The organism is Camelimonas lactis, from assembly GCF_004342915.1.
Classification (GTDB): Bacteria; Pseudomonadota; Alphaproteobacteria; order Rhizobiales; family Beijerinckiaceae; genus Camelimonas; species Camelimonas lactis.
In genome coordinates, this window is the sequence record NZ_SLWL01000015.1 from 1 (window position 1) to 22,684 (window position 22,684).

A 22,684-nucleotide genomic window follows, 5' to 3' on the forward strand; every position below is an offset into this window, starting at 1 on the left:
TCAGGAGCGTCCGCAAGGACAACGCCGTCTGCGCTTCTCTTTCCGATGCAATTGTCAAAGAGCAGGGCCGTCCAGACTACCAGACAACCGCCAGATGAACAAACCCGAAACAGGCAAAACCCCGACCACTCGATCGGTCCGTTCCGCCTGACTTTCGGGAAGTCTCCGGGAAGCTTCAGGGCCGCGCCCCGTCGCTGATGAGCGGCTTATAGGACCCTCCCAGCCCCAATGTCAACGCCACAAATCCCAAAATGCGGAAATTTGGCGCGAATGGCTCGTTTTCGATGCATTCTGCTTCGCGCTGGATCACCGCATCACATTGATATGACGTGATTTTCCACGGAGCTTTCCACAAACGCCGGCGCAGGATGGATGTGGGATGTCAGCTGTGCGGCGCGTCAAGGACGATGGGCAGGACCCGGAGCGGCATCCGCGCTATCGGATCTGGCGCCTCGCCCAGGATCAGCCACGTTCGTCCTGCTTTTGGGCGCCTGGATATCTCCTGGACACATGGATGACTCCCGGCGACATGGATGAATGGCTGCGGAGGTAGCGCGCATCCTGCCCGCGGGTTATCTAAAGGCTGTCATGCGGGCGTCGGGTCTGGCGGCGTGACGGCTGGGACCAGTAGTGAATTCATCCCGTTTCCGGGCGCTTCAGGCCTTTCGCCGTGAGCGCCTTCAGGATCGGCGGCAAGGGCAGACTGACACAGGCATGGTGCGCGACAGGTCCGACAACGCAGCAATGGACGCGCCGCAGCGCCGGCAGGCGGAGCGCCTGCACATGGCGCCTGACATTGGCAATGAGCCGCCGCTCAATCCCGGCGGCATCTCCGCGCCGCGCGTCGACCGGCGCGCCGTCAGCCCACGCTGGTTCTCCGGCGCGGTTCTGACCGGGGTCAGCGGCATCGCCCTGATCGGCTCGGCCATTTATGTCTCGCTGGAAAGCGACGCCTCCGTCCTGCGCACGCCCGAAATGGTCAACGCCAGCTATCGCGCCAGCGGAACGCCGGGCGAGCCGCCCGTCGTATCGACCCGGCGGGCCGACCGGCTGGTCCGCTTCGAGATTACTCCCGGCGCCCGACAGAACTTCAAATCTCCCATGACCCTGCGGGTCGGGCAGATGGAAGTCATCAAGGTGCGGAATTTCGTTCGCGTCGCCAGTCCGCTGGCCATGTCGACGGGCCAGTACGCCACCGATATTCCGCAGTTCAATCCGCTGCAGATGTTCACCGACAACAGCGCCGAGCCTGAGCGGGAAGCGCAGCCGGAGCCAGACGTCTCTGACGCCGAGGTGTCCCTCGTCAAAACCAGTCTGACCGGCTCTGAAACCTTCGCGTCTTCCGGTCTTTCGGAGGCCGAGGCGGCCGCCCAGGTCCGGCAGCTGCGCACAATGGCGGCGAAGCAGCCCACCGTGAACGCCCCGAGCCTGCCGTTGCCGCCCCAGTTGCTGCTGTCGCGCAGCCTGCGGCAGTTTGACAGCGGCGGCGACGCTGGCGGCGAGGGGGGCGCTTTCGGCCAGCCTTCTGACGCGCCGTTCTCGCGCATCGAAGTGCACGTCGTTCCCGAAAACCTGACCGTGCTGCCCAAGGCGACGCCGGACGCCGCCCAGGCGGCGGACGAAGAGCTGGTGACGCTCAAAAAGGACGAAACGTTGGAAACGGCGTTACGGGCCAAGGGGGCGGATGACGAGCAGATCCGCGCCATCCTGCGGGCGATCGCGGCGAAGATGCGCATTGGCGCCATTGGCGAAGGCAACCGCCTGCGGATTCTGGTGGCGCCGGCCCCGGTTACGGCCGGACACACCTCGACCCGTCGCCAGATCGTGCGGGTAATGGTGATCGGCGCCAACAAGGTGGAGGCCATCGCCGCACTGGACGACCGGGGCGTGTTTGTCGCTATCGAACCTGAAAATGAAACCCCGGGTGCGCGCGCCTCCCAGCCGGATGAGGACGACGACGACAGCAGCGACAGCGGCGCCCCGCGCCTGTACGCCAGCCTCTACGAAACCGGCCTGAAGAACGGTCTGACCCGGGAAATGGTCGCCGATCTCATCCGGATCTTCGCCTATGACTTCGATCTGGAGCGCCATATCTCGCCAGGCGACCGGCTTGAGGTGTTCTTCGCCGAGGACGAAGATGGCAGCGCGCCGGAAATGCTGTTCGCCTCCCTCACGGTCAATGGCGAAACCCGCAGCGTTTACCGGTACCAGGGGCCGGACGGGACGGTGGAATACTTCGACCGCGACGGCAAATCCCTCAAGAAGTTTCTGCTGCGCAAACCAATTTCGGAAGGCATCCTGCGCTCTGGCTTCGGCATGCGGCACCACCCGATCCTCGGCTATTCGAAGATGCACACCGGCGTCGACTGGGCCAACAAGGTGGGCACGCCCATTCTCGCGGCGGGCGATGGCCTGGTCGCCCAGGCAGGCTGGCACTCCGGTTACGGCCGTCACACGGAAATCCAGCACACCAATGGCTACGTAACGACCTATTCGCACCAGTCAGCCTTCGCCAGGGGCATCAAACCTGGCGTGCGGGTGCGCCAGGGCCAGGTCATCGGCTATCTGGGCAGCTCGGGCCTGTCGACGGGTCCGCATCTGCACTACGAGGTGCTGATCAACGGCCGCTTCGTCAACCCGATGCGCATCAAGGTGCCGCGCGGCGGCGAACTTGACGGCGTCGCCCTGGCCGAATTCCGGCGCCGGCGCCAGCAGACTGACGAATTGATGGAGAAGGCCGACGGACCGCGCGTCGCCACCGCCGCGCCCACGTCGCAACCCCAGCAGCCCTGAGGCAATGGGCTCTGGCGTCTGACGTCCGGTGGGCTTTACCCCTGCTAGGGCGCCTTTAGCCAAAAGCCACGTTTGATCACGCGCGCATCTTCGCCGGCGTCCCCTGTCCGGTGAAGATGGCCGGCGGCGCGCACATGAAAAAGATCGCCAGCGTGGCCGGTCCGCTATTCCCTCACAGGCGCTCAAAAGCCGAGCGCGGCGCGCACGGCCTGTGGCGTCACGCCTTCCGCCCGTAACTGCCGCAGGGGCGTCGAGCCCAGGCTCTTCGCCAGCTTCTCCCCGGACGCATCGCGAATGAGATCATGATGCAAGTAGGCCGGCGCCGGAAATCCCCACAGGGTTTGCAGCAAGCGGTGGATGGCTGTCGCCGCCTCCAGATCGCGGCCGCGCGCCACATGGGTGACGCCCTGCTGGGCGTCGTCCACGGTGACGGAGACATGATAGCTGGTCGGCGTTTCCTTGCGGGCGACGACGATATCGCCCCAGGCCAGCGGATCGACGGCAAGCATTTCCACGTGCAGCGCGGCGTCCAGCGCCCGCATGGTCAGCGGCGCGCCGCCGGTGAGGGCCGCGGCCTGCCGCGTCGCTTTGGCCATGTGGAGCCGCACGGCGAACGGCCGGCCGGCCGGGTCATGCGCGTCCGACCGGCAACGGCAGGTTCCGGGATACAGGAGCGCGCCATCCGGATCGCGCCGCATCTCCCCCGTGGCTTTCGCGGTTGCGGCGATGTCGGAGCGGGAGCAGAAGCAGCGATAAGTCAGACCGGCGTCCGTCAGTCGGCCGATGTATGCGCCATAAATGCCAAAACGTTCGCTCTGGCGCAGCGGAGCGCCGTCGAAGCGCACGCCGAGCCAGTGCAGGTCCTCCAGCATGGCCGTTTCGAATTCCGGCCTGCAACGGGTGACGTCGATATCCTCGATGCGCAGCAGCAGGGCGCCATCCAGCCGGCGCGCCAGCCGCTCGTTGAGTAGCGCCGAATAGGCGTGTCCCAGATGCAGAAAACCGTTGGGGCTGGGCGCGAAGCGCAGCACCGGGCCTGCGCCCCCGAGCATTGGCGTCTCCCTGTCTTCCATCCCCAACCGGTCCCCGTTTTTACGCCAGATCGCCTGAACGCCGCCGCATCGGCCGCCCTGTCAGGGGCAATATCATGGCTGTCGCGCGCCGCCAGAGAAACCCGCGCATGGCCCGGCCCTGCCTGGTCCAGCGGGCCTGCCAGTAGGTATTGGCAGGCATTTTCCCTGATCGCGGACAGATGTAAGGGAGCCTCGCGCAAACGCCAACCGGCGCCCGTCGCACGGACGCGGTGGCTTCAACGCCGGACCGGCCATTCCGGCGCGCGGGGCCTGCTCCGGGCCGCCCCACTTCACCGCTCCTTCGCTTGAAAACGCCCGCGCGATGGTCCAGCCTGACGTGGAGCCACGAAATCCGGGGCAAGACATCCAGGACGGCGCATGCTGATCGATTCCGAAGCTGCCCTTCAGGCCAATCTGCGGGGCCTGCTGGCGCTGGATCCGGTGATGGCCGACATGCACGCGGCCGGCGTCATTCCGCCCCTGCGCAAGCGCGATGGCGGCTTCGGCGGCCTCATCGCCATCATCATGGCGCAGCAACTTTCCGTTGCCAGCGCCGCGGCCATCACGGCCAGGCTGCGGGCGGCCGTTGCGCCCTTCTCGCCGGAGAACCTGCTGGCGACTCCGGTGGAAACCCTCATCGCCGCCGGCCTGTCGCAGCCCAAGATCAGGGCCACGATTTCCGTCGCAGAAGCCGCCGCCAGCGGCCGGCTCGACTTCGAGGCGCTCGCCGGCATGAGTGGCGAGGCGGCGCACGCTGCGCTGGTCGATGTGAAGGGCATCGGCCCGTGGACCGCCGATATCTATCTGCTGTTCTGCCTCGGCCATCCGGATGTGTTTCCTGCCGGCGATCTGGCCCTTCAGGAAGCGGCCCGCCTCGCCCTGCATCTGGAGACGCGCCCCGATGAGACGCTGATGGCGACGCTGGCCGGGCGCTGGAGTCCGTATCGCGGGGTTGCGGCGTTGATGCTGTGGGCGTTCTACGCCGTTACCCGCGGACGCGAGGGCGTCATCAGCGCGCCGGCTGAACTGGCGGACACCGGCCGCCCCAGCCCAGGCCGGGCCTGGCGACCCGGGCGGCGCGCGGCTCTGGCGGCCCTGCTCCAGCCAGACGACAGCGCATCGCCGCCGGACATGCCCGGGTGGGCGGATATCCTTGAAGCCCTGCACGCCAGCGACGTGGACATGCGGCGCGCCGGAGCGGCAACCCTGGGCGGCCAGCTCACCGGCGCCTTTGACAGCCGCCATGCCGGCGCGCTGGCCGGGCGGATCGCCGCCGAGCCGGAGCCGGCCCTGCGCCGGGCGCTGATGCCGGCGGCGGCGCGGCTGGCCAGCGACGCGGCCAGCGCCAGCCGGCTGTTCGCGGCCCTGTCGCGCGTCGCCGCTAGTCAGGATGGCGGCCGGCCCGCCGACCGGCTGGCGGCGCTTGGCGCCCTGGATATCCTGACCCGCCGCCACCCGGAGCTGACGGCGCGCTGGCGACGCCTGCTCGCAAGCCTCGATGCAGGCGGCTCCCGCCGGCTGCAACAATTTCTGGCGAAGCGGCTCTGACGCGCCGCACGCGGGTGAGCCACGCCTTGAGCCCCCCGGGGTCCCTCGCACAAGGGGGGCAAAACTTTGCTCCAGCCTGAACGGACCTGGCCCTGCGCGCCGGGGGCGCCAGCGTTTTGCATGCGGTCTCACCCTGCTGCATCTTGCCGCGCCCCGCTACCGCAAGCGCGCCTGCGGGCCAATCTCAGCCCCTGGCTCAGACGGCGGCGCGCGGCCTGCTCGCGCCCCGCGCTGCGGCGACGAGCGGCGCGCCATCGGGGCATAGGCGCGACGGCCAGCCGGCAACGTCATGGAGGCGCCGTGACCCGGCGCCATTTTTGCCTTGTGAATCGGGCCTAACCCGCGGGGCGCGCAACTGGCGCGCCTGCGCCAACAGGGGAGATGGTTCATGGCTACACGGTTTGATGACGTTTCGGCGAACTGCCCCCGCCTGATGCCCGAGGGCAACCCGGTGCGCCGTCTGGTGGTTCTGCTGCACGGGGTCGCGTCCGACGCCAGCCAATTGTTCCGCCTGGCCCAGGACTGGCGCCGCCTGCTGCCTGACACCGCCTTTGTCGCCCCTAACGGCCCGCAGCCATGCCCGGACGCCGATGGGTCGCGGCAATGGTTCCCCCTGCCCTCGTTTGAGCCCGCCGTCCGGCGCGCGGGCGTTGCCGCCGCCGCGCCGGCGCTGGACGCCTGGCTGAACCAGGAACGCGACCGACACCAGTTGCGCGACAGCGACATCGCCCTGGTGGGGTTCAGCCAGGGCGCGCTGATGGCGCTCGCCGTCGGTCTGCGCCGCTCCCGGCCCATCGCCGCCATTGTCAGCTTCTCCGGCATTCTGGTGGACGCCGACCAGCCGGAGGCCGGGGGGCTGCCCAGGGACATCGCCAGCCGCCCGCCCGTGCTGCTGGTGCACGGCGCCGACGACACCGTGATTCCGCCCCAGGCGCTGGAACTGACCGCCCGCGTGCTGACAGCCGCCGGCGTGCCGCATCAGGGGCAGGTGCTGAAGGGCGTCGGCCACGCCCCTGGGGCGCGCGGCGTCATTTCCGCCGGCCGTTTCCTGGCCCGGGCTTTCGGCTTGCCAGAGCGGCCGCCAAGCCGCCGGCAGGTTATATAAAAGCCGCCGGCAGGCTGTATAAAGGTCGCCGGCAGGCTGTATAAAGGCCGCCGGCAGGCTGTGTAAGTCGCCGGCTGGCCAAACAAGTCCGGGCCGTTACTGGCCGCGCGCCGTTTTCACGGCGCTGTCGGCGGCGGCGCGCAACAGCGCCCCGTCGCCGGAGACAGCAACGAAGGCAAAACCCGCCTGCGCCAGGGCGCGGGCCCGCTCCGGCGTCACCGCGTAGACGCAGGGCGTCTTGCCCGCCGCCCGGCAGCGGGCGACCACATGCGCCAGCGCCTGTTCCACCTCCGCCGATTGCGGGTCCATCAGCGCGCCGCCCGAGAGGGCGATCGACAGATCCGCCGGCCCGACGAACACGCCGTCGATGCCGTCAACCGCCAGGATGCCGTCGAGCGCCGCCAGCGCCTCTCGCGTCTCCACCATGGCGAACACCGGCAACAGGCTGTTGGCCCGGGCCAGGTAGCCGGCGTTGTCGAGACCGCTGAAGAAACGCGATTCGCCCGGCCCCCAGCTCCGCCCGCCAACCGGCGGAAACTTGCAAAACGCCGCCAGCGCCCGCGCGTCGGCGACGCTGTTGATCATCGGCGCGATGATGGCGGACAGGCCGGCGTCGAGCAGCCGCGACGCCGTGGCGAAGTCGCCGACCGGAATGCGCGCCACGGCCGGTTTGCCTGCGGCCAGCACCAGCGGCGCCGCCCGCGTCACCGCGGCGAAGTCGATGGCGCCGTGCTGCATGTCAAAGGTCACGGCGTCAAAGCTGGAGCGCGCCAGGGTCGCCGCGATCTGCGGCTCGCCCATGCCGATCCATGCCGAGAACACCGGACCGCCATGGCGCAATCCGTCGGTGAGAGCCTGGTAAACTGACATGCCGCGCTCCGGTCGTGGGTTGAAGCGGTTTAGCCCAGCGGGAAACCGACGGCGCGCTCGAGCTCGGTCAGCGCCACCGCCGGATCGATCACCTTGATGGTGGTCATGCCCAGTTCGCGCGCCGGCTTCAGATTGACGCCAAGGTCATCGAGATAGACGCAGCGGGCCGGATCGACGCCGAGCCTGTCGGTCATCATGGTGTAGATGCGCGGATCGGGCTTGCGCATGCCAAGCTTCGCGCTCTCGATGACTTCATGGAACAGCGCCATGACGTCGGCCTTGTAGACGGATTTGGGATTGTCGGTGGCGCTGACCACCAGATTGTTGGTGATGCAGCCGGTCTTCATGCGCGCCGCAATGCGGCGCAGCGCCTCGACCATCTCCGGGCGGATATCGCCGCCAAGCAACTCGAACATGTCGCGGCCGGGCACCTCGTGGCCGAGCGCCCTGCTCTCCTCCGCGAACAGCCGGTCGAACGTATCGTTGTCGATCTCGTTCCGCTCGACCTTCGCCCAGGCATTGTCGAGATGGTTGGCGGCGTTGACGCCGCGCAGGAAGTCCTTCGGCAGGCCCCGCTCCGCTTCATAACGGTTGAACGCCTCGAACGGGCTGGACGAAATAACGCCGCCAAAATCCCAGATAACTGCTTCGATCACGCCTGTTTCCTCCTGGGAACGGGCCAGTCGCCCATTCACTGCCGGTTTTCACGGCGTTGTAGAATGCAATCGCAGTTCGGGGAAGTGCGGCGGACGTGGGACGGCGCCGTGCGCCCGTCCCGACCGTCACAAAATATTTGCACAAAAACGCCCGCACAAAACGCGTGAGCGCGGCGAACGCATGGGCTACGCCAGGCCGCCCGCCACGCGTCGCTCAGCTTTCCGGCGCGGTGTTCATATAAATTTTCCGGCGCTGGTCGGCGGTGGGATTCTTGTAGGCGACGCATTCACCGAAATAGAAACTGTCCGGGCGCAGGCTGGCGGGGTCAGCGCAAATGCGCGCCAGTTGCTGGGCCCGGGTTTCCGGCACCCGGGTCTGGCAGGCGCCCAGCAGCAGGGCCGGGCCGGCAATTGCCAGCGCCCCCGCCATGCGAGCCGCCACGACCGCGCGACGTTTATCCAGTTTCATGATGTTCTCCGCCAGAACGCTTCCCGCAAGATGAACGCCGCCTTGCGCCAGGGATATGCGTGATTTCAACAGGGTGGATAGCTCTGCCACGGCGCGGCGCTCACATCCGGCGCGCGCCGTGGCAAATGGAAGGGGGACGAAACGCGTCTGTCACCGTCCCGCCACGGCGGTGGCCGCGGTCGCTGCGGCATGGTCGAGCGCGCAGTCCGGCTTCGCCGCGCCGGACGCCCGGGCCGCCGCGATTTCTTTTTTGGCTTCGGCCAGTTGCGCCATGAAATCCGGGTTGGCGTGCAGTTGCGCCACCACCGCCGCGCCCACCAGCCGGCCGGCGTTGACGTCGCTCTGCCAGTGATAGCCGCAGATCACCCGGCTCTGGCCGAAATCATAACCGCGCTGGATGATGGCGTTGGCCTGCGATGGCAATGCCTCGGTGAGGATCAGCGCCCAGGCCCAGCCGAAGGCGGCGTGGCCGGAAGGGTACGACCCGTCCTTGCGCAAACGCTCCTCATGGGCGGCGAAGCAGGTGCCATTGTCATTGGCGACCACATAGGGGCGCAGGCGATTGTAACTGTTCTTGGCCTTGTAGGTGGCGAGGCCCGCATCGGTGAGCGTGCGCCGCAGCAGCATGTTGAGATGCGGCGTGGTTGTCTCGCTGATCGCAACGCCCATGGTGCAGGAGAAGGCGTCGACGGCGCGGGGGAAACTGTAAACGGCGTCGCGCGCCGCCACCTTGCCGCGCGGCGTGTCGCGCTGCTTCAGCGCCGCGATCCGCGCCGCCTCGTCCCGCGCCTGCTGCGCCGATCCCGCTTCCGGCGGCGGCCCGAGCAGCGCAAGGCTGTCGATCGCCTGCTCCCGCGGCAGATAGCCTGGCAAAATGCCGGGTCGCAGTTCTTTCAGGTCGGCCGGATTGGTGGTCGGCGGCGCCTTGGCCGGGCCTGTGTCGTCAGCCGCCGCGCTCCCTGGACCGGCGCCCATCGCCAGCAGGCCCATGACGCCCGCCAGAAACACGGATGATCTGACCATTTCCGCCCCCAAATTGCTTTTCGCGAACGTGCGGAGCAGCGCGGCGTCTGTCAACTGACGTTTGCGACACGGGACCATCCTTGCGACCTGACAATCCAGATCCCGCCGCGCATTGCTCCAGCGACAGCATTCCGGCGCGCGCCAGGGCCCGTCCGCCAGAGCGGCCCCGGGGGGACCAGGAGCCCCCGCCTCACGCCGCTCGCGAAACCTTGTCGACAGGCATGCGATAGCCCAGCGCCTCGGCGATCTGGGCGCGGCCCACCTGACGCTCGCCGGCGATATCCGCCAGCGTGCGCGCCACCCGCAACACCCGATGCCACGCCCGGGCCGAGAGGCGCATGTTCTCGGCCGCCGCCCGTAACAGGCGCGCGCCATCGGCGTCAGGCGCGGCGATGTCCGGCAGCAACGCCGCCGGACAGGTGGCGTTCAGCATGTCTGGCGCGCCATGGGCCGCGAACCGCCGGCGCTGCACGGCGCGCGCCGCCAGCACCCGTTTGCGCGCCTCGGCGGAGGTTTCGCCCGGCTGGGCGTGCGCCAGCGCCGTCATCAGGTCGGCGGCGCTCACCGCCGGGGTTTCGATCACCAGATCGATGCGGTCGAGCAGCGGCCCGGACAGGCGGGCCTGATATTGCGCCATGCAGCGCTCGTTCGGGCCGCGCCGGCAGGCGTAGCCGGGCTCGGTTCCGCGCCCGCACCGGCACGGGTTCATCGCCGCCACCAGCTGGAACCGGGCGGGGTACGTCACCCGGTGATTGGCTCGCGCCACCATGACCTCGCCGCTCTCCAGCGGCTGGCGCAGGCTGTCCAGCGCCTGGGGGCTGAACTCGGGCAACTCGTCCAGAAACAATACGCCACGGTGCGCCAGCGAGATTTCGCCAGGGCGGACGTTGACGCCGCCGCCCACCAGCGCCGCCATCGACGCGGAATGATGCGGCGCGCGAAACGGTCGCCGGTCAGTCAACGCCCCGTTTTCCAGCAGGCCGGCCACCGAATGCACCATGGAGATGTCGAGCAGTTCGCGCGGCGACAGCGGCGGCAGGATCGATGGCAACCGTTGCGCCAGCATCGATTTTCCAGCCCCCGGCGGGCCGCTCATCAGCAGGTTGTGCCCCCCCGAGGCCGCCACCTCCAGCGCCCGCCGGCCCAGCTCCTGGCCGCGCACGTCGGCCAGATCGGGCAGCGCCGCCTCATCCTGTCGCATGGCGGCGGCGGGGCGCGACAGCACCTGGGTTCCCTGAAAATGGCTGGCAATGCGCAGCAACGATTCGGGCGCCAGAATCTCCAGGTCCTCACCGGCCCACGCCGCCTCGGCGCCGCAGGCCGCCGGGCAGATCAATCCATGCCCCTGGGCCACCGCCGCCATCGCCGCCGGCAGCACCCCGGCGACCCGGCGGATCGACCCGTCGAGCGACAGTTCGCCCAGCACCGTGAAGCCGTCGAGAGCATCGGAGGGCAGCGCCCCGATCGCCGCCATCACCGCCAGGGCGATGGGCAGATCGTAGTGCGAGCCTTCCTTCGGCAAATCGGCTGGCGCCAGATTGACGGTAATGCGCTTGGCCGGCAACGCCAGCCCCGCCGCCAACAGGGCGGCCCGCACCCGCTCGCGCGATTCGGCCACCGCCTTGTCGACCAGCCCGACGATGGCGAACGCGACGGCGCCGCTGGAAATCTGCACCTGAACGTCAACGGGCCGCGCCTCGATGCCGGCGAAGGCCACCGTTGAAACATGCGTCGCCATCCATCCCGCCCCCGCCGCCATAAGCGGCCCCTGTCAAACGGCGTGATACTGGCAGCGAATGCAGGTCCGTTCAAGAACAAATAAAGAATATCATTATTGAACTATCGACGCGCAAATAGAGCCTGATAAAAAAACTGCGCGCATCCTGTTCCGAAGCCGCTGGCGAGCCCCTACGCCGCCGGCTCCTGCTGCAGGGCGGCCGGGTCCATCCAGACGCTTTCCCAGACATGGCCATTGGGATCGGCGAAGGTGCGCTGGTACATGAAGCCATGGTCCTGCGGCGGCATGACGTCCGCTGTCCCGCCGGCGTCGCCAGCCTTGCGCACCAGGCCGTCAACCTCGTCGCGACTGTCCGCCGACAGGGCGATCAGCATGGCGGTGTGCTGGCTCGCGTCGGCGATGGGACGCGGGGCAAAATCGCGGAATTTCGCGTGCGTGAGCAGCATGACGAAAATCGTGTCGGACAGCACCATGCAGGATGCGGTTTCATCGCTGAACTGCATGTTCTGCTCCGCGCCGACCGCCTTGTAAAAAGCGGTGGCCGCAGGCAAATCCCGCACGGGCAGGTTGATAAAAATCATGCGCGGCATCTCTGGCCCTCCCGGATTTTTCTGGAGGAGGCACGGTAACATGCCGCGTCCGCGCGACGGATCACAACCATGATCCGCGGGCGAAAGCCGCCGCGTCCACGCCGCCGGCAAGAGCCGGGCAACATGTCGCATCCATGCGGATCTGGCGTTCGCCGCCCGGAATGACCGATCCCCGGCGCTGGCGGACGGGCTGCCAGCAATTCTACCTGTCAAACGCTTGACCAACACATGCGGAGGGCATTAGAGCGGGAGCCGTCCCGATTGAATTCGGAACGCCCGTTCCATGTCTCGTGGCCCCTGGTCCATGGCGTGGTCATGGCGCTGCCGGGCTCATGCCAGGGCGTCTGACGCAGGAGATCGGGCCCCGGCCTGCTCCGCCAGGTTTCTCTTGTGGCCGCCAGCCATGCGCTGCGCCACGGTTTGGGAGGTATATGCCTTGAAGCTCGATTCATCCGTCTCCGCAGTCGTCACCGGCGGCGCTTCCGGTCTCGGCGCCGCAACCGCCCGCGCGCTCGCCGCCCAAGGCGTCAAGGTCGCCATCTTCGACTTCAACGAAGAGAAGGGCGAGGCCATCGCCAAGGAGCTCGGCGGCGTCTTCTGCAAGGTCGACGTCACCAACGAGGAGATGGTCGACGCCGGTTTCGCCAAGGCCCGCGCCGCCATCGGCCAGGAGCGCATCCTGGTGAACTGCGCCGGCACCGGCAACGCCATCAAGACCGCCGGCCGCGACAAGAAGACCGGCGAAGCCACCCACTTCCCGCTCGACGCCTTCAACCGCATCATCCAGATCAATCTGGTCGGCACCTTCCGCTGCATCGCCAAGTCGGCGAAGGGCATGCTGTCGCTCGACCCGCTGGAGCACGGCGAGCGCGGCGCCATCGTCAACACCGCCTCGGTGGCGGCTGAGGACGGCCAGATGGGCCAGGTCGCCTACTCCGCCTCGAAGGCCGGCGTCGTCGGCATGACCCTGCCGATCGCCCGCGACCTGATGAGCGAAGGCATCCGCGTCAACACCATCCTGCCGGGCATCTTCAACACCCCGCTGCTGCAGGGCGCCCCCGAGAACGTCAAGGCCGCCCTGTCGGCTTCGGTGCCGTTCCCGAAGCGTCTCGGCATGCCGGAAGAGTACGCGCAGCTGGCGCTGACCATGATCACCAACGGCTACTTCAACGGCGAAGACGTCCGTCTCGACGGCGCCATCCGCATGGCTCCGCGCTGATCAGCCCTGCATGTGCAGAAACGGAGGCCGGCGGGAAACCGCCGGCTTTTTTCTTTGCCCGTGTTCTTGGTGCGTTTCAGGGCGCTCTATTGCCCGTTTTCACGCCAGAACGGGACCGTCCGCCCGCCCTTTGGGCGCCAGCGCCGCCGCAAGCGGTTGAACTCAGACCAGGCCGGGCGCAACTTGCCCGCTTATTGTCTGCAAGGAAGCAACCGGCGTGCGTCTTCATATTCTTGAATTGGACGATCTGGGGCCACAGATGGCGGCGCGCGGTGCGCGCTTCCGCGACCTGTTCATTGACTGGCTGGGGCCAGCGCTACCGGAGGCGGTGTTCAGCTCCACCCTGGTCCCCGCCGGAGAGCCTCTGCCAGAGCCAGGGGAATACGACGCCTATATGCTCACCGGCTCCCGCGCCGGGGTTTATGACGATCTGCCTTGGATGCAGCCGCTGAAGGATTTTGTGCGGACGGCCGCCCAGACCGGCGTTCCGCTCGGAGGCGTCTGCTTCGGCCACCAGATCATGGCGGTGGCCCACGGCGGGATGGTCGAGAAAGCCCGGGGCGGCTGGAACCTCGGCCGCCAGCAGCACCGGATCGCGGCTGCGGCGCGTGACCTGTTCGGCGGCGCGGAAACCCTGTCCGCCCTGTCCTTTCACCAGGACCAGGTCACCAGGCTTCCCGTGGATGCGGAGGTGATCGTTGCCTCGGAGCGTTCGCCGCACGGCGGCCTGCTTTACGATTTTCCCGCCATGTCGGTGCAGTTTCACCCGGAATTCCGCCCGCAGACAGTCACGACGATGCTGGACAACGCCCGCGCGGGCGGCCCGCCTGCCGACGTCGCGGCGGCGGCCAGCGCCAGCCTCAACGGCGCGCTGGACAATGAGCGGATTGGCCAAGCCTTCGCCAGGTTCTACCGCAGCGCCCTGACCTGAACACCGGCCCGGCCCTGGCCCCATGGTGCCAGGCCATGGGGCGAAACCCGGCGCAACCGGATTTTCGCCCTCGCCTGCTCCGGCGGAGCGCCGTTGCAACCTGTCCGCGATCAGGCGTTGTAGTTCAGCTTCAGACCCGGTCGCGGCCAGCGGCATTTGTAGAGTTTGCCGGTGGACGAGGCGGTGATCCAGGCGTCGCGCATGTCGGCGCCGCCGAAGCAGATATTGGTGGTCAGCACGTCCGGCACGGCGATGTGGTCATGGGAGCCGTCGGCCGGATTGAAAACGGTGACGCCGCCATTGGCGATGGTCGCTACGCAGACGCGGCCGTCTGCCTCCACGGCGAGACTGTCGAGCAGCTGGTAGCCGGGCAGCGGCCCCATCACCCCGTGCTGGGCGTAGCGGTCGGTCGAGGTCGCCACCTGGCCAGGGCCGGTGATGGCGAAGCTCCAGACGCGCGAGGTGCGGGTTTCGGCCACATGCACCGTCTTGCCGTCTGGCGACAGGCCAACGCCGTTCGGCGTCAGCAGGCCGCTGCGCGCCTTGATGATCTGCGAACCGTCCGCTTTGGCGTAGTACAGGTGGCCGAGGTCCATGCGCTCATCGTCATGCTTGCCAAGATCGGTGAACCAGAAGCCGCCCTCCCGGTCGAACACCAGATCGTTCGGCCCGCGCAATTTGCGGCCGCCGCCTTCGGTGTACAGGGTGGTGAACTTGCCCGTCGCCAGATCGACGCGCTGGATCGAGCCGCCCGCGTAGTCGTCGGGCTGGGTGTGCGGCGCCAGCGTGCCGTCCGGACGCTGCACCCAGTTGAAGCCGCCATTGTTGGTGACGTAGACGGCGCCGTCCGGCCCGATCGCCGCGCCGTTGGGGCCGCCGCCGAGTTCGGCGATCACCGTGGCCTTGCCGTCCGGCGTCACGCGGGTGAGCGTTTTGCGGCGGATTTCCACCAGAATGACCGACCCGTCGGCCATCGCGACCGGCCCCTCCGGAAACTCCAGCCCATCGGTGACGAGTTCAAGCTCAACCTTGCTCACTGGCGACTTCTCCCTGTTCCACTGCCGCGGATTCCTTCCGGCAGCTTGCACGCACTCTGGCGCCATTGCGCCGCCGCGTCAGCCTCCACAAAAGCTTGGCGGTTATTCCGTCCGCGGGCGCCAGCCAGCGATGGCGACGTCATATAAAGAATTCTTTATGTGTTGATTGCAGATCGCCGCCCGGGGTGTTAAAGGAAGCGCCGGTCATGGGCGTCGTCGCGCCCGTCCAGACCTCACCAGAATATTCCGGGAACCCCACATGTCGCAGACCACCCACGACTACATCGTCAAGGACATCGCGCTGGCCGACTGGGGCCGCAAGGAAATCGCCATCGCCGAGAGCGAAATGCCGGGCCTGATGGCCACCCGCGAGGAATATGGCGCGTCGCAGCCGCTGAAGGGCGCGCGTATCGCCGGCTCGCTGCACATGACCATCCAGACCGCGGTGCTGATCGAGACGCTGAAGGCCCTTGGCGCCGACGTGCGCTGGGTGTCGTGCAACATCTATTCCACCCAGGACCACGCCGCCGCCGCCATCGCCGCCGCCGGCACGCCGGTGTTCGCCATCAAGGGCGAGTCGCTGACCGATTACTGGGATTACACCCGCAAGCTGTTCGAGTGGCATGACGGCGGCGTGCCGAACATGATCCTCGACGACGGCGGCGACGCCACCCTGTTCATCCACCTTGGCGTGCGCGCCGAGGGCGGCGACGTCGCCTTCCTCGACCAGGCCGGTTCGGAAGAAGAGGAAATCCTCTTCGCCCTCATCAAGAAGACCTTGGCCGAGAAGCCCAAGGGCTGGTTCGGCGAGGTGGCGAAGGCCATCAAGGGCGTCTCCGAGGAGACCACCACCGGCGTGCACCGGCTCTACCAGATGGAGCGCGACGGCAAGCTGCTGTTCCCGGCCATCAACGTCAACGACAGCGTCACCAAGTCGAAGTTCGACAATCTCTATGGCTGCCGCGAATCGCTGGTCGACGGCATCCGTCGCGGCACCGACGTGATGATGTCGGGCAAGGTGGCGTTCGTCGCCGGCTTCGGCGACGTGGGCAAGGGCTCGGCCGCCTCGCTGCGCCAGGCCGGCGCCCGCGTCATCGTCTCGGAAGTCGATCCGATCTGCGCCCTGCAGGCGGCGATGGAGGGTTATGAGGTCACCACCATCGAGGACGCCCTGCCGCGCGCCGACATCTATGTCACCGCCACCGGCAACAAGGACATCATCACCGTCGACCACATGCGCCGCATGAAGGACCGGGCGATCGTCTGCAACATCGGCCACTTCGACAACGAGATCCAGGTCGCCGGCCTGAAGAACTTCAAGTGGCACAACATCAAGCCGCAGGTCGACGAGGTTGAGTTCGCCGACGGCAAGCGCATCATCCTGCTGTCGGAAGGCCGCCTGGTAAACCTCGGCAACGCCACCGGCCACCCCTCGTTCGTGATGTCGGCGTCGTTCACCAACCAGACCCTGGCGCAGATCGAACTGTACACCCGCGCCGGCCAGTACGACCGCAAGGTCTATACGCTGCCGAAGCGCCTCGACGAGAAGGTCGCCCGCCTGCACCTCGCCAAGATCGGCGTGAAGCTCACCCAGCTCAGCCCTGAACAGGCGTCGTACATCGGCGTGACGACGGAAGGCCCCTACAAGGCCGACCACTACCGCTACTGAGGCCGCGCCGCCCCCCCAGGCGGCCCCGGCCATGCGCGACGCCGGCGGGAAACTCCCGCCGGCGTTTTTTGCTGGCGCCTTGCCTGGTGAACGCCGGCGTCGTTATGACAGGCTTCGTTCCGGACGCCGCCGCCGCTACATTTGCGGCGGCAACCGGCCGGACGCGGCCGGATTTATGAGCTATCTCTTTGTTGTGATGCGCATGCCCGCCGCGAAGCAGTATCTGCTCCATCCGGGCGCGTCCTCGCGACTGATTCGGCCCCGCCGGCGCGCCAGCATGCTGGAGGCCGCCCGCACATGTTTCAGGAGACGCACGGCAATGACCGGCCAGCGCCATGCCCGACGTCAGCGCCGCCGCGGACCCCGGGCCATGATCCTGACGCCCCTGACCGCGCTGCCTTTCGCTGCGCCGGCCCTGGCGGCGGAGCCCGCCATGACGCCCCTGGCCGATCCCGTGCGGCTGGCGCTGGTGGTGCTGGTCGCCGGTCTTGTCCTGTGCCTCGCCATTACCGCCTGGTTCCACCGCGCCATGCGCAATCGCTGGCGCGAGCGCATGCGGGCCATGGAGCACGCATTGCGCCACGCCCGCCTCGCCAACGCCCAGGCGGATGTCTTCATGGCCAGCGAGCCCCAGGCGCTGGTGTCGTGGCCAACCCCTGACGGCGAGCCGATGGTCGAGAGCGACGGGCAGTTCACCGCCCTCAATACGCCGCCGGGGCGGATCCTCGCGTTCGGCTCATGGCTTGGCCCCGCCGACGCCCAGGCCATGGATCAGGCGCTGGCGCGGCTGCGGGACACTGGCGCGCCGCTGTCATTGACCCTGCGCGCCGGCGACCGCTTCATTTCGGCCGAAGGCCGCATCGTCGCCGGCGCGCCGTCGCTCAGGCTGCGCGAGATTACCGGCGAGCGCGACGCCCGCGCCAGGCTCGAGGACCAACTCGCCGCCACCGAAAGCGAACTTGGCGCCGTGCGCGACATGCTCGATGAAATTCCCCAGCCAGTGTGGGTGCGCGACCGGGACGAGCGTCTGGTCTGGGCGAACGCCGCCTATGTGCGCGCGGTGGAGGCGACCGACGTGGCGGCGGTGACCCGCGACGCGCTCGAACTGCTCGACCAGACCTCCCGCGCCGAAGCCCGCCGCCAGCGCGCCCAGGGCGCGCCGTGGCAGGCCCGGATTCCCGCCGTCATCGCCGGCGACCGGCGGATCATGGAAATTGTCGAAACGCCAGGGGTCTCCGGCAGCGCCGGCATCGCCACCGACGTCTCCGAACTGGCGCGCCTGCGCGATGACTTCGCCCGCCAGACCGAGGCGCACGCCCGCACCCTCGACCAGCTGCCGACCGGCGTGGCGATCTTCGACGCCAGCCGCAAACTGATCTTCCATAACGCCGCCTACCGCCTGCTGTGGACCCTCGACCAGGACTGGCTGGAAAGCGGACCCAGCGACGGCGACATCCTCGAACGGCTGCGCGTCTGGCGGCGTCTGCCGGAGGAGGCGGATTTCCGCGAGTGGAAAGCGAGGATTCTCGCCAGCTACACCGCCGTGGAGTCGCACGAGCACTGGTGGCATCTGCCGGACGGCCGCACCATCCGCGTGGTGATCAACCCCAACCCCCAGGGCGGCGTCACCTACCTTTATGACGACGTCAGCGAGCGCTTCCAGCTCGAATCCCGTTACAACGGCCTGCTCGGCGTGCAGGGGGAAACCCTCGACACCCTGCGCGAGGGCGTGGCGGTGTTCGGCCCGGACGGGCGCCTGCGCCTGTCCAACCCGGCCTTCGCGTCCTTGTGGCGCATCCCGCGGGAGGTCGTCTCCTCCGAGCCCCACATCGACGAGGTCGTCTCGCGCGCCCGCAGGACCGCCGGCGACGACGCCAGCTGGATGATGCTGCGCGACGCCGTCGTCGGCCTGGAGGACCGCGCCGGCGGAACCTGCCGCATGGAGGGGCGCGCCGACGCCGACAGCGTCCTGGTGGTGGACTGCCGCATCGCCCCCCTGCCCGATGGCTCCACCCTGATCACCTTCACCAACGTCAGCGATTCGGTGCGTATGGAGCGCGCCCTGACCGAGCGCAACGAGGCGCTGCTGAAAGCCTCGCAGCTGCGCGATGATTTCGTGCACCACGTCTCATATGAACTGCGCTCGCCGCTGACCAACATCATCGGCTTCGTCGAGATGCTGGGCAACGGCATGATCGGACCGCTCAATGACCGCCAGCGCGAGTACGCCGACCACATCCTGCGCTCGTCGACGGCGCTCAACGCCATCATCGACGACATTCTCGATCTCGCCACCATCGACAATGGCGAACTGGAGCTGACGCGCGAGCCGGTTGACGTGCGCGCCACCATCGCCGCCGCTACGCGCGGCGTCGAGGACCGGCTCGCGGAAGCGGCCATCACCCTGCACGTCGAGGCGCCGTCGGCGACGCCCGGCTTCGTCGCCGACGGCAAACGCCTGCGCCAGGTGCTGTTCAACCTGCTCTCCAACGCCATCAGCTTCTCGGACCGCAACCGCAATATCTGGCTGAAGGTGCGCGAGGACGGCGACGCCATCCGCTTTGACGTCATGGATGAAGGCCACGGCATCCCGGCGGAAGTCCTCGACAAGGTGTTCGAGCGCTTTGAAAGTCACGCCCCGGACGCCCGCCGGCGCGGCGTCGGCCTCGGCCTCTCCATGGTGCGCGCCTTTGTGGAGCTGCATGGCGGCCGCGTGGAGATCAGCTCCAGGCCAGGCGTCGGCACCCAGGTGAGCTGCTTCTTCCCCGCCCGCGCGCCAGAAAGCCAGGGGGCCGCAAGCCAGGGGCCCGCAAGCCAGGGCCCAGCGAACCAGGCGCCGGCCGGCCAGGCGCCGGCAAGCGCGCGACCGGCGCTGGAAACGCCGCACGGCGCACGTCCTTCCGCGCCGGCGCCGGCGGGCGATGCGCCGCCTGCCCCTGCCCCTGCGACGGGCGAAACACTGGCGAAGCTGTCACCCGATTGATAAGACATGACAAACCGTCGCCGCGCCTGCCAGTCCTGTCCGCCATCATCCGGCGCGCCGGGCGGGTGGGCGTTCACCGTCGGGAAGGAACTGGAAACCTTCGCGGCGCTATCCTGTCCAGGACAGACTGACTGACATGTGACAGGCCGCGGCGCTCCGGCACAGGGACGGGGCCAGCCGCCAGCCTCTCAGGAAACCGGATTGACCGTGTCGCTGACCTCCGCGCCAACCCATGCGTCCCCGGACGCCGCCGCCGCCCGGGATCTGCCCGTGACCACGGCCCCCGTAACGCCCTTGCAGACGGTAATCCATTCCGCCCGGCCCGGCGCGCGCGCCAACCGGCGCGCCCACGCCGCCGACGCGGGACGCCATGGCGCCCAGGGGCCCTACGTCATCACCTGGACGGTGGACCTGCCCGACGAGGCGGCGACCCGGCATCTGGCGCTGATCCTGTCCGAAACCCTGAAGCCGGGCGACATGATCACCCTGTCCGGCGATCTGGGCGCCGGCAAATCCACCCTGGCGCGCGCCCTGCTGCGCATTCTCGCCAACGACCCGGAGCTGGAGGCGCCCAGTCCCACCTTCACCCTGATCCAGGAATATGAGACGCCATTCGGCGAGGTGGCCCACGCCGACCTGTACCGCCTCTCCGGCGCCGATGACCTGATCGAGCTGGGCTGGGAGGAAATCACCCGCCATGCCCTGACCCTGGTCGAGTGGCCCGACCGCGCGGGCGAGATGCTGTCGCCCGACCGGCTGGACGTGCTGTTGCAGATGGACCCGGCCGGCGCCGAGGGCAGCCGCGTCGCCGTGCTCACCGGCCATGGCAAATGGGCCGGCCGTCTCGCCATGACCCGGGCCATCCGCACCGTGTTCCAGAAGGCCGGCTGGGACAAGGCGCGTCGCACCTTCCTGCAGGGCGACGCCTCCAGCCGCTCCTACGAACGCCTGATCCGTCCCAACGGGCAGACCGCCGTGCTGATGGTGTCGCCGCGCCAGCCGGACGGCCCGCCGATCCGCCGCGGCAAGCCCTACAGCGCCATCGCCCATCTGGCCGAGTCGGTGCACGCCTTCGTCGCCATCGCCAACGGCCTGCGCTCCCTGTCAATCAGCGCCCCCGCCATCCTTGGGCGTGACCTCGACGCCGGCGTGCTGCTGGTGGAGGATCTCGGCGCCCAGGGCGTGGTCAATGAAAACGGCCCGATCCCATCGCGCTATGAGGAGGCGGTGCGCCTGCTTGCCCGCATGCACGCCGTGCAGCTGCCGCACACCTTGCCGGTGAGCGACGGCGTTGACCACGTGATCCCGCCCTATGACATGGAAGCGCTGCAGATCGAGGTCGACCTGCTGCTCGACTGGTATGTGCCGGCGACGGTGCGGACCCTGCCGGCGCTGGCCCGCTCGCAGTTCACCGGCGCCTGGGTCGACGTGCTGCGGCCGGTGATCGCCGGCCCGCAGACCTGGACCTTGCGCGACTACCATTCGCCCAACCTGCTGTGGCTGCCGGAGCGCCAGGGCCTGCAACGCATCGGCGTCATCGACTTCCAGGACGCGGTGCTCGGCCATCCAGCCTATGACGTGATGTCGTTGCTGCAGGACGCGCGGGTCACCGTGCCGCCCGCGCTGGAGCTGCAATTGCTGCGCGCCTACGCCAGCGCCCGCGCCAGTGACGCCGACTTCGACATGGCGGATTTCGCCGCCGCATACGCCGTGCTGGGCGCCCAGCGCGCCACCAAGCTGCTGGGCATTTTCATGCGCCTCGACCGGCGCGACGGCAAGCCGCAGTATCTGGCGCACCTGCCGCGCATCAAGCGCTATCTGCTGCGCAATCTGGCGCATCCGGCGCTGGCGCCGGTGAAGAAATGGTACGAAACCTATCTGATCCACGTGGTCGAGGGGGATTAGTCCCCCCTGCCAACGATTGATGGCTTTCCCGCCCGTTCCGGAATGCGCGGTCGCGCGGCCGGACATCCGGTCGGGCCAACGTCGCACGGGGATCGCGCCTTCACCAAACTGACGCATCTTCCTGACAGGCAGATGACCCGCTCCAGAAAACCGGATCACGGAGCCGGCCAGCGCGTTTGAAAACGGCAGACCCGTTTGCGAAGCTTGCGCCCAGGCCCGCCGCGACGCCATCCCGCATACAAGACAGACCCCGACATGACCGAAGCGCCATCCTCCACCCCCCATCTGACCGCTGGACCTGGCGCGACCGCCCCAACGCCAACGGCCCGGATCACCCACGCCATGGTGCTGGCCGCCGGGCTCGGCAAACGCATGCGACCGATCACCACCACCACGCCCAAGCCGCTGGTCAGCGTTGGCGGCGCGGCCATGATCGACCGTCTGCTCGATCGCCTCGCCGACGCCGGCGTCACCGACGCGGTGGTCAACGTGCACTACCTGGCGGACCTGATCGAAACCCATCTGGCCCGCCGCAAGGGCGGTCCGCGCATCGCCATCTCGGATGAGCGCGGCAAGCTGCTGGAAACCGGCGGCGGCGTGGTGAAAGCCCTGCCGTTGCTCGGCGACGCCCCGTTCCTGCTTGGAAATTCCGACAGCATGTGGATCGAGGGACCGGTTTCCAATATCCGCCGCCTGACGGAATTCTGGGACCCACGGCGCATGGACGTCCTGCTGCTGCTCGCCGCCTCCGCCTCCAGCACCGGCTATGAGGGCCAGGGCGATTTCGCCATGGACGCCACGGGACGGCTGCGCCGGCGCCGGGAGCGTGAGGTGACGCCATTCGTCTATGCTGGCGTCGCCATTTTCAAGCCGGAGCTGTTCGCGGACGCGCCCGACGGCGCCTTTTCCCTGAACCGGCAATTCGACATGGCGCTCGCCAAAGACCGGCTGTATGGGCTGCGCCTTGACGGCCACTGGCTGCACGTGGGCACCCCGGAGGGCCTGCGGGAGGCCGAAGAGGTCATCGCCCGCAGCCACCGGTAGCGGACAAGGCTTGACCCGGCCCCGGTGAGTC

17 protein-coding genes are annotated in these 22,684 nt (G+C 68.3%); 9 read left to right on the forward strand and 8 right to left on the reverse strand.

Going from position 1 to position 22,684, the window contains the following annotated elements; all coding sequences use genetic code 11:
* Positions 1-714 precede the first annotated feature (714 nt).
* The gene (locus EV666_RS14735; protein WP_245514453.1) at positions 715-2,793 is read left to right on the forward strand and encodes a M23 family metallopeptidase; all 2,079 of its coding nucleotides are present in this window, start codon (positions 715-717) and stop codon (positions 2,791-2,793) included.
* Between the two features lie 182 nt (positions 2,794-2,975).
* On the opposite strand, the gene gluQRS is transcribed toward EV666_RS14735, so the two are convergent.
* On the reverse strand, positions 2,976-3,845 hold the full coding sequence (gluQRS, locus tag EV666_RS14740; protein WP_132009758.1) for a tRNA glutamyl-Q(34) synthetase GluQRS: 870 nt from the start codon (positions 3,843-3,845) through the stop codon (positions 2,976-2,978).
* Between the two features lie 399 nt (positions 3,846-4,244).
* On the opposite strand from gluQRS, the gene EV666_RS14745 reads away from it, so the two are divergent.
* Positions 4,245-5,414, forward strand: a complete 1,170-nt coding sequence (locus EV666_RS14745) for a DNA-3-methyladenine glycosylase family protein (protein WP_132009761.1) — start codon at positions 4,245-4,247, stop codon at positions 5,412-5,414.
* A gap of 388 nt (positions 5,415-5,802) precedes the next feature.
* A complete protein-coding gene (locus tag EV666_RS14750) occupies positions 5,803-6,519 on the forward strand; it encodes an alpha/beta hydrolase (RefSeq protein ID WP_132009764.1) in 717 nt (238 codons plus the stop codon).
* A 96-nt stretch (positions 6,520-6,615) separates the two neighbouring features.
* Here the strand turns inward: EV666_RS14750 and EV666_RS14755 are convergent, their stop codons facing one another.
* The 6 genes from EV666_RS14755 to EV666_RS14780 all read right to left on the reverse strand — a co-directional run bounded on the left by EV666_RS14755 (position 6,616) and on the right by EV666_RS14780 (position 11,865).
* Positions 6,616-7,389, reverse strand: a complete 774-nt coding sequence (locus tag EV666_RS14755; RefSeq protein WP_132009767.1) for an HpcH/HpaI aldolase family protein — start codon at positions 7,387-7,389, stop codon at positions 6,616-6,618.
* Between the two features lie 29 nt (positions 7,390-7,418).
* Positions 7,419-8,045, reverse strand: coding sequence for an HAD-IA family hydrolase (locus EV666_RS14760; protein WP_132009770.1), 627 nt, complete (start codon positions 8,043-8,045; stop codon positions 7,419-7,421).
* 214 nt (positions 8,046-8,259) lie between these two features.
* Entirely contained in the window at positions 8,260-8,514 is a 255-nt protein-coding gene (locus EV666_RS18295) for a hypothetical protein (protein ID WP_165910033.1), read from the reverse strand.
* A 150-nt stretch (positions 8,515-8,664) separates the two neighbouring features.
* Positions 8,665-9,537, reverse strand: coding sequence for an acid phosphatase (locus tag EV666_RS14770; protein ID WP_207906422.1), 873 nt, complete (start codon positions 9,535-9,537; stop codon positions 8,665-8,667).
* Between the two features lie 190 nt (positions 9,538-9,727).
* Complete coding sequence (locus EV666_RS14775; protein ID WP_132009773.1) at positions 9,728-11,275, reverse strand: YifB family Mg chelatase-like AAA ATPase; 1,548 nt, start codon at positions 11,273-11,275, stop codon at positions 9,728-9,730.
* Positions 11,276-11,445: 170 nt separating this feature from the next.
* The gene (locus EV666_RS14780) at positions 11,446-11,865 is read right to left on the reverse strand and encodes a VOC family protein (RefSeq protein WP_132009775.1); all 420 of its coding nucleotides are present in this window, start codon (positions 11,863-11,865) and stop codon (positions 11,446-11,448) included.
* Between the two features lie 436 nt (positions 11,866-12,301).
* Here EV666_RS14780 and EV666_RS14785 point away from each other — a divergent pair, with 436 nt between their 5' ends.
* Positions 12,302-13,084 carry an SDR family NAD(P)-dependent oxidoreductase gene (locus EV666_RS14785; protein WP_132009778.1) on the forward strand — a complete coding sequence of 261 codons (783 nt, stop codon included), beginning with the start codon at positions 12,302-12,304 and terminating at the stop codon, positions 13,082-13,084.
* Positions 13,085-13,301: 217 nt separating this feature from the next.
* On the forward strand, positions 13,302-14,015 hold the full coding sequence (locus tag EV666_RS14790; protein ID WP_132009781.1) for a type 1 glutamine amidotransferase: 714 nt from the start codon (positions 13,302-13,304) through the stop codon (positions 14,013-14,015).
* A 110-nt stretch (positions 14,016-14,125) separates the two neighbouring features.
* Here EV666_RS14790 and EV666_RS14795 read toward each other — a convergent pair whose 3' ends face one another.
* Positions 14,126-15,052, reverse strand: coding sequence for an SMP-30/gluconolactonase/LRE family protein (locus tag EV666_RS14795; RefSeq protein WP_207906423.1), 927 nt, complete (start codon positions 15,050-15,052; stop codon positions 14,126-14,128).
* A 259-nt stretch (positions 15,053-15,311) separates the two neighbouring features.
* On the opposite strand from EV666_RS14795, the gene ahcY reads away from it, so the two are divergent.
* The 4 genes from ahcY (at position 15,312) to EV666_RS14815 (ending at position 22,653) form a co-directional block, all read left to right on the forward strand.
* On the forward strand, positions 15,312-16,721 hold the full coding sequence (gene ahcY, locus EV666_RS14800; RefSeq protein WP_132009787.1) for an adenosylhomocysteinase: 1,410 nt from the start codon (positions 15,312-15,314) through the stop codon (positions 16,719-16,721).
* Positions 16,722-17,091: 370 nt separating this feature from the next.
* Positions 17,092-19,704 carry a PAS-domain containing protein gene (locus EV666_RS18800; RefSeq protein ID WP_207906424.1) on the forward strand — a complete coding sequence of 871 codons (2,613 nt, stop codon included), beginning with the start codon at positions 17,092-17,094 and terminating at the stop codon, positions 19,702-19,704.
* Between the two features lie 207 nt (positions 19,705-19,911).
* On the forward strand, positions 19,912-21,609 hold the full coding sequence (gene tsaE, locus EV666_RS14810) for a tRNA (adenosine(37)-N6)-threonylcarbamoyltransferase complex ATPase subunit type 1 TsaE (protein WP_376886210.1): 1,698 nt from the start codon (positions 19,912-19,914) through the stop codon (positions 21,607-21,609).
* Between the two features lie 342 nt (positions 21,610-21,951).
* Positions 21,952-22,653, forward strand: coding sequence for a nucleotidyltransferase family protein (locus EV666_RS14815; protein ID WP_245514463.1), 702 nt, complete (start codon positions 21,952-21,954; stop codon positions 22,651-22,653).
* Positions 22,654-22,684: the final 31 nt, after the last annotated feature.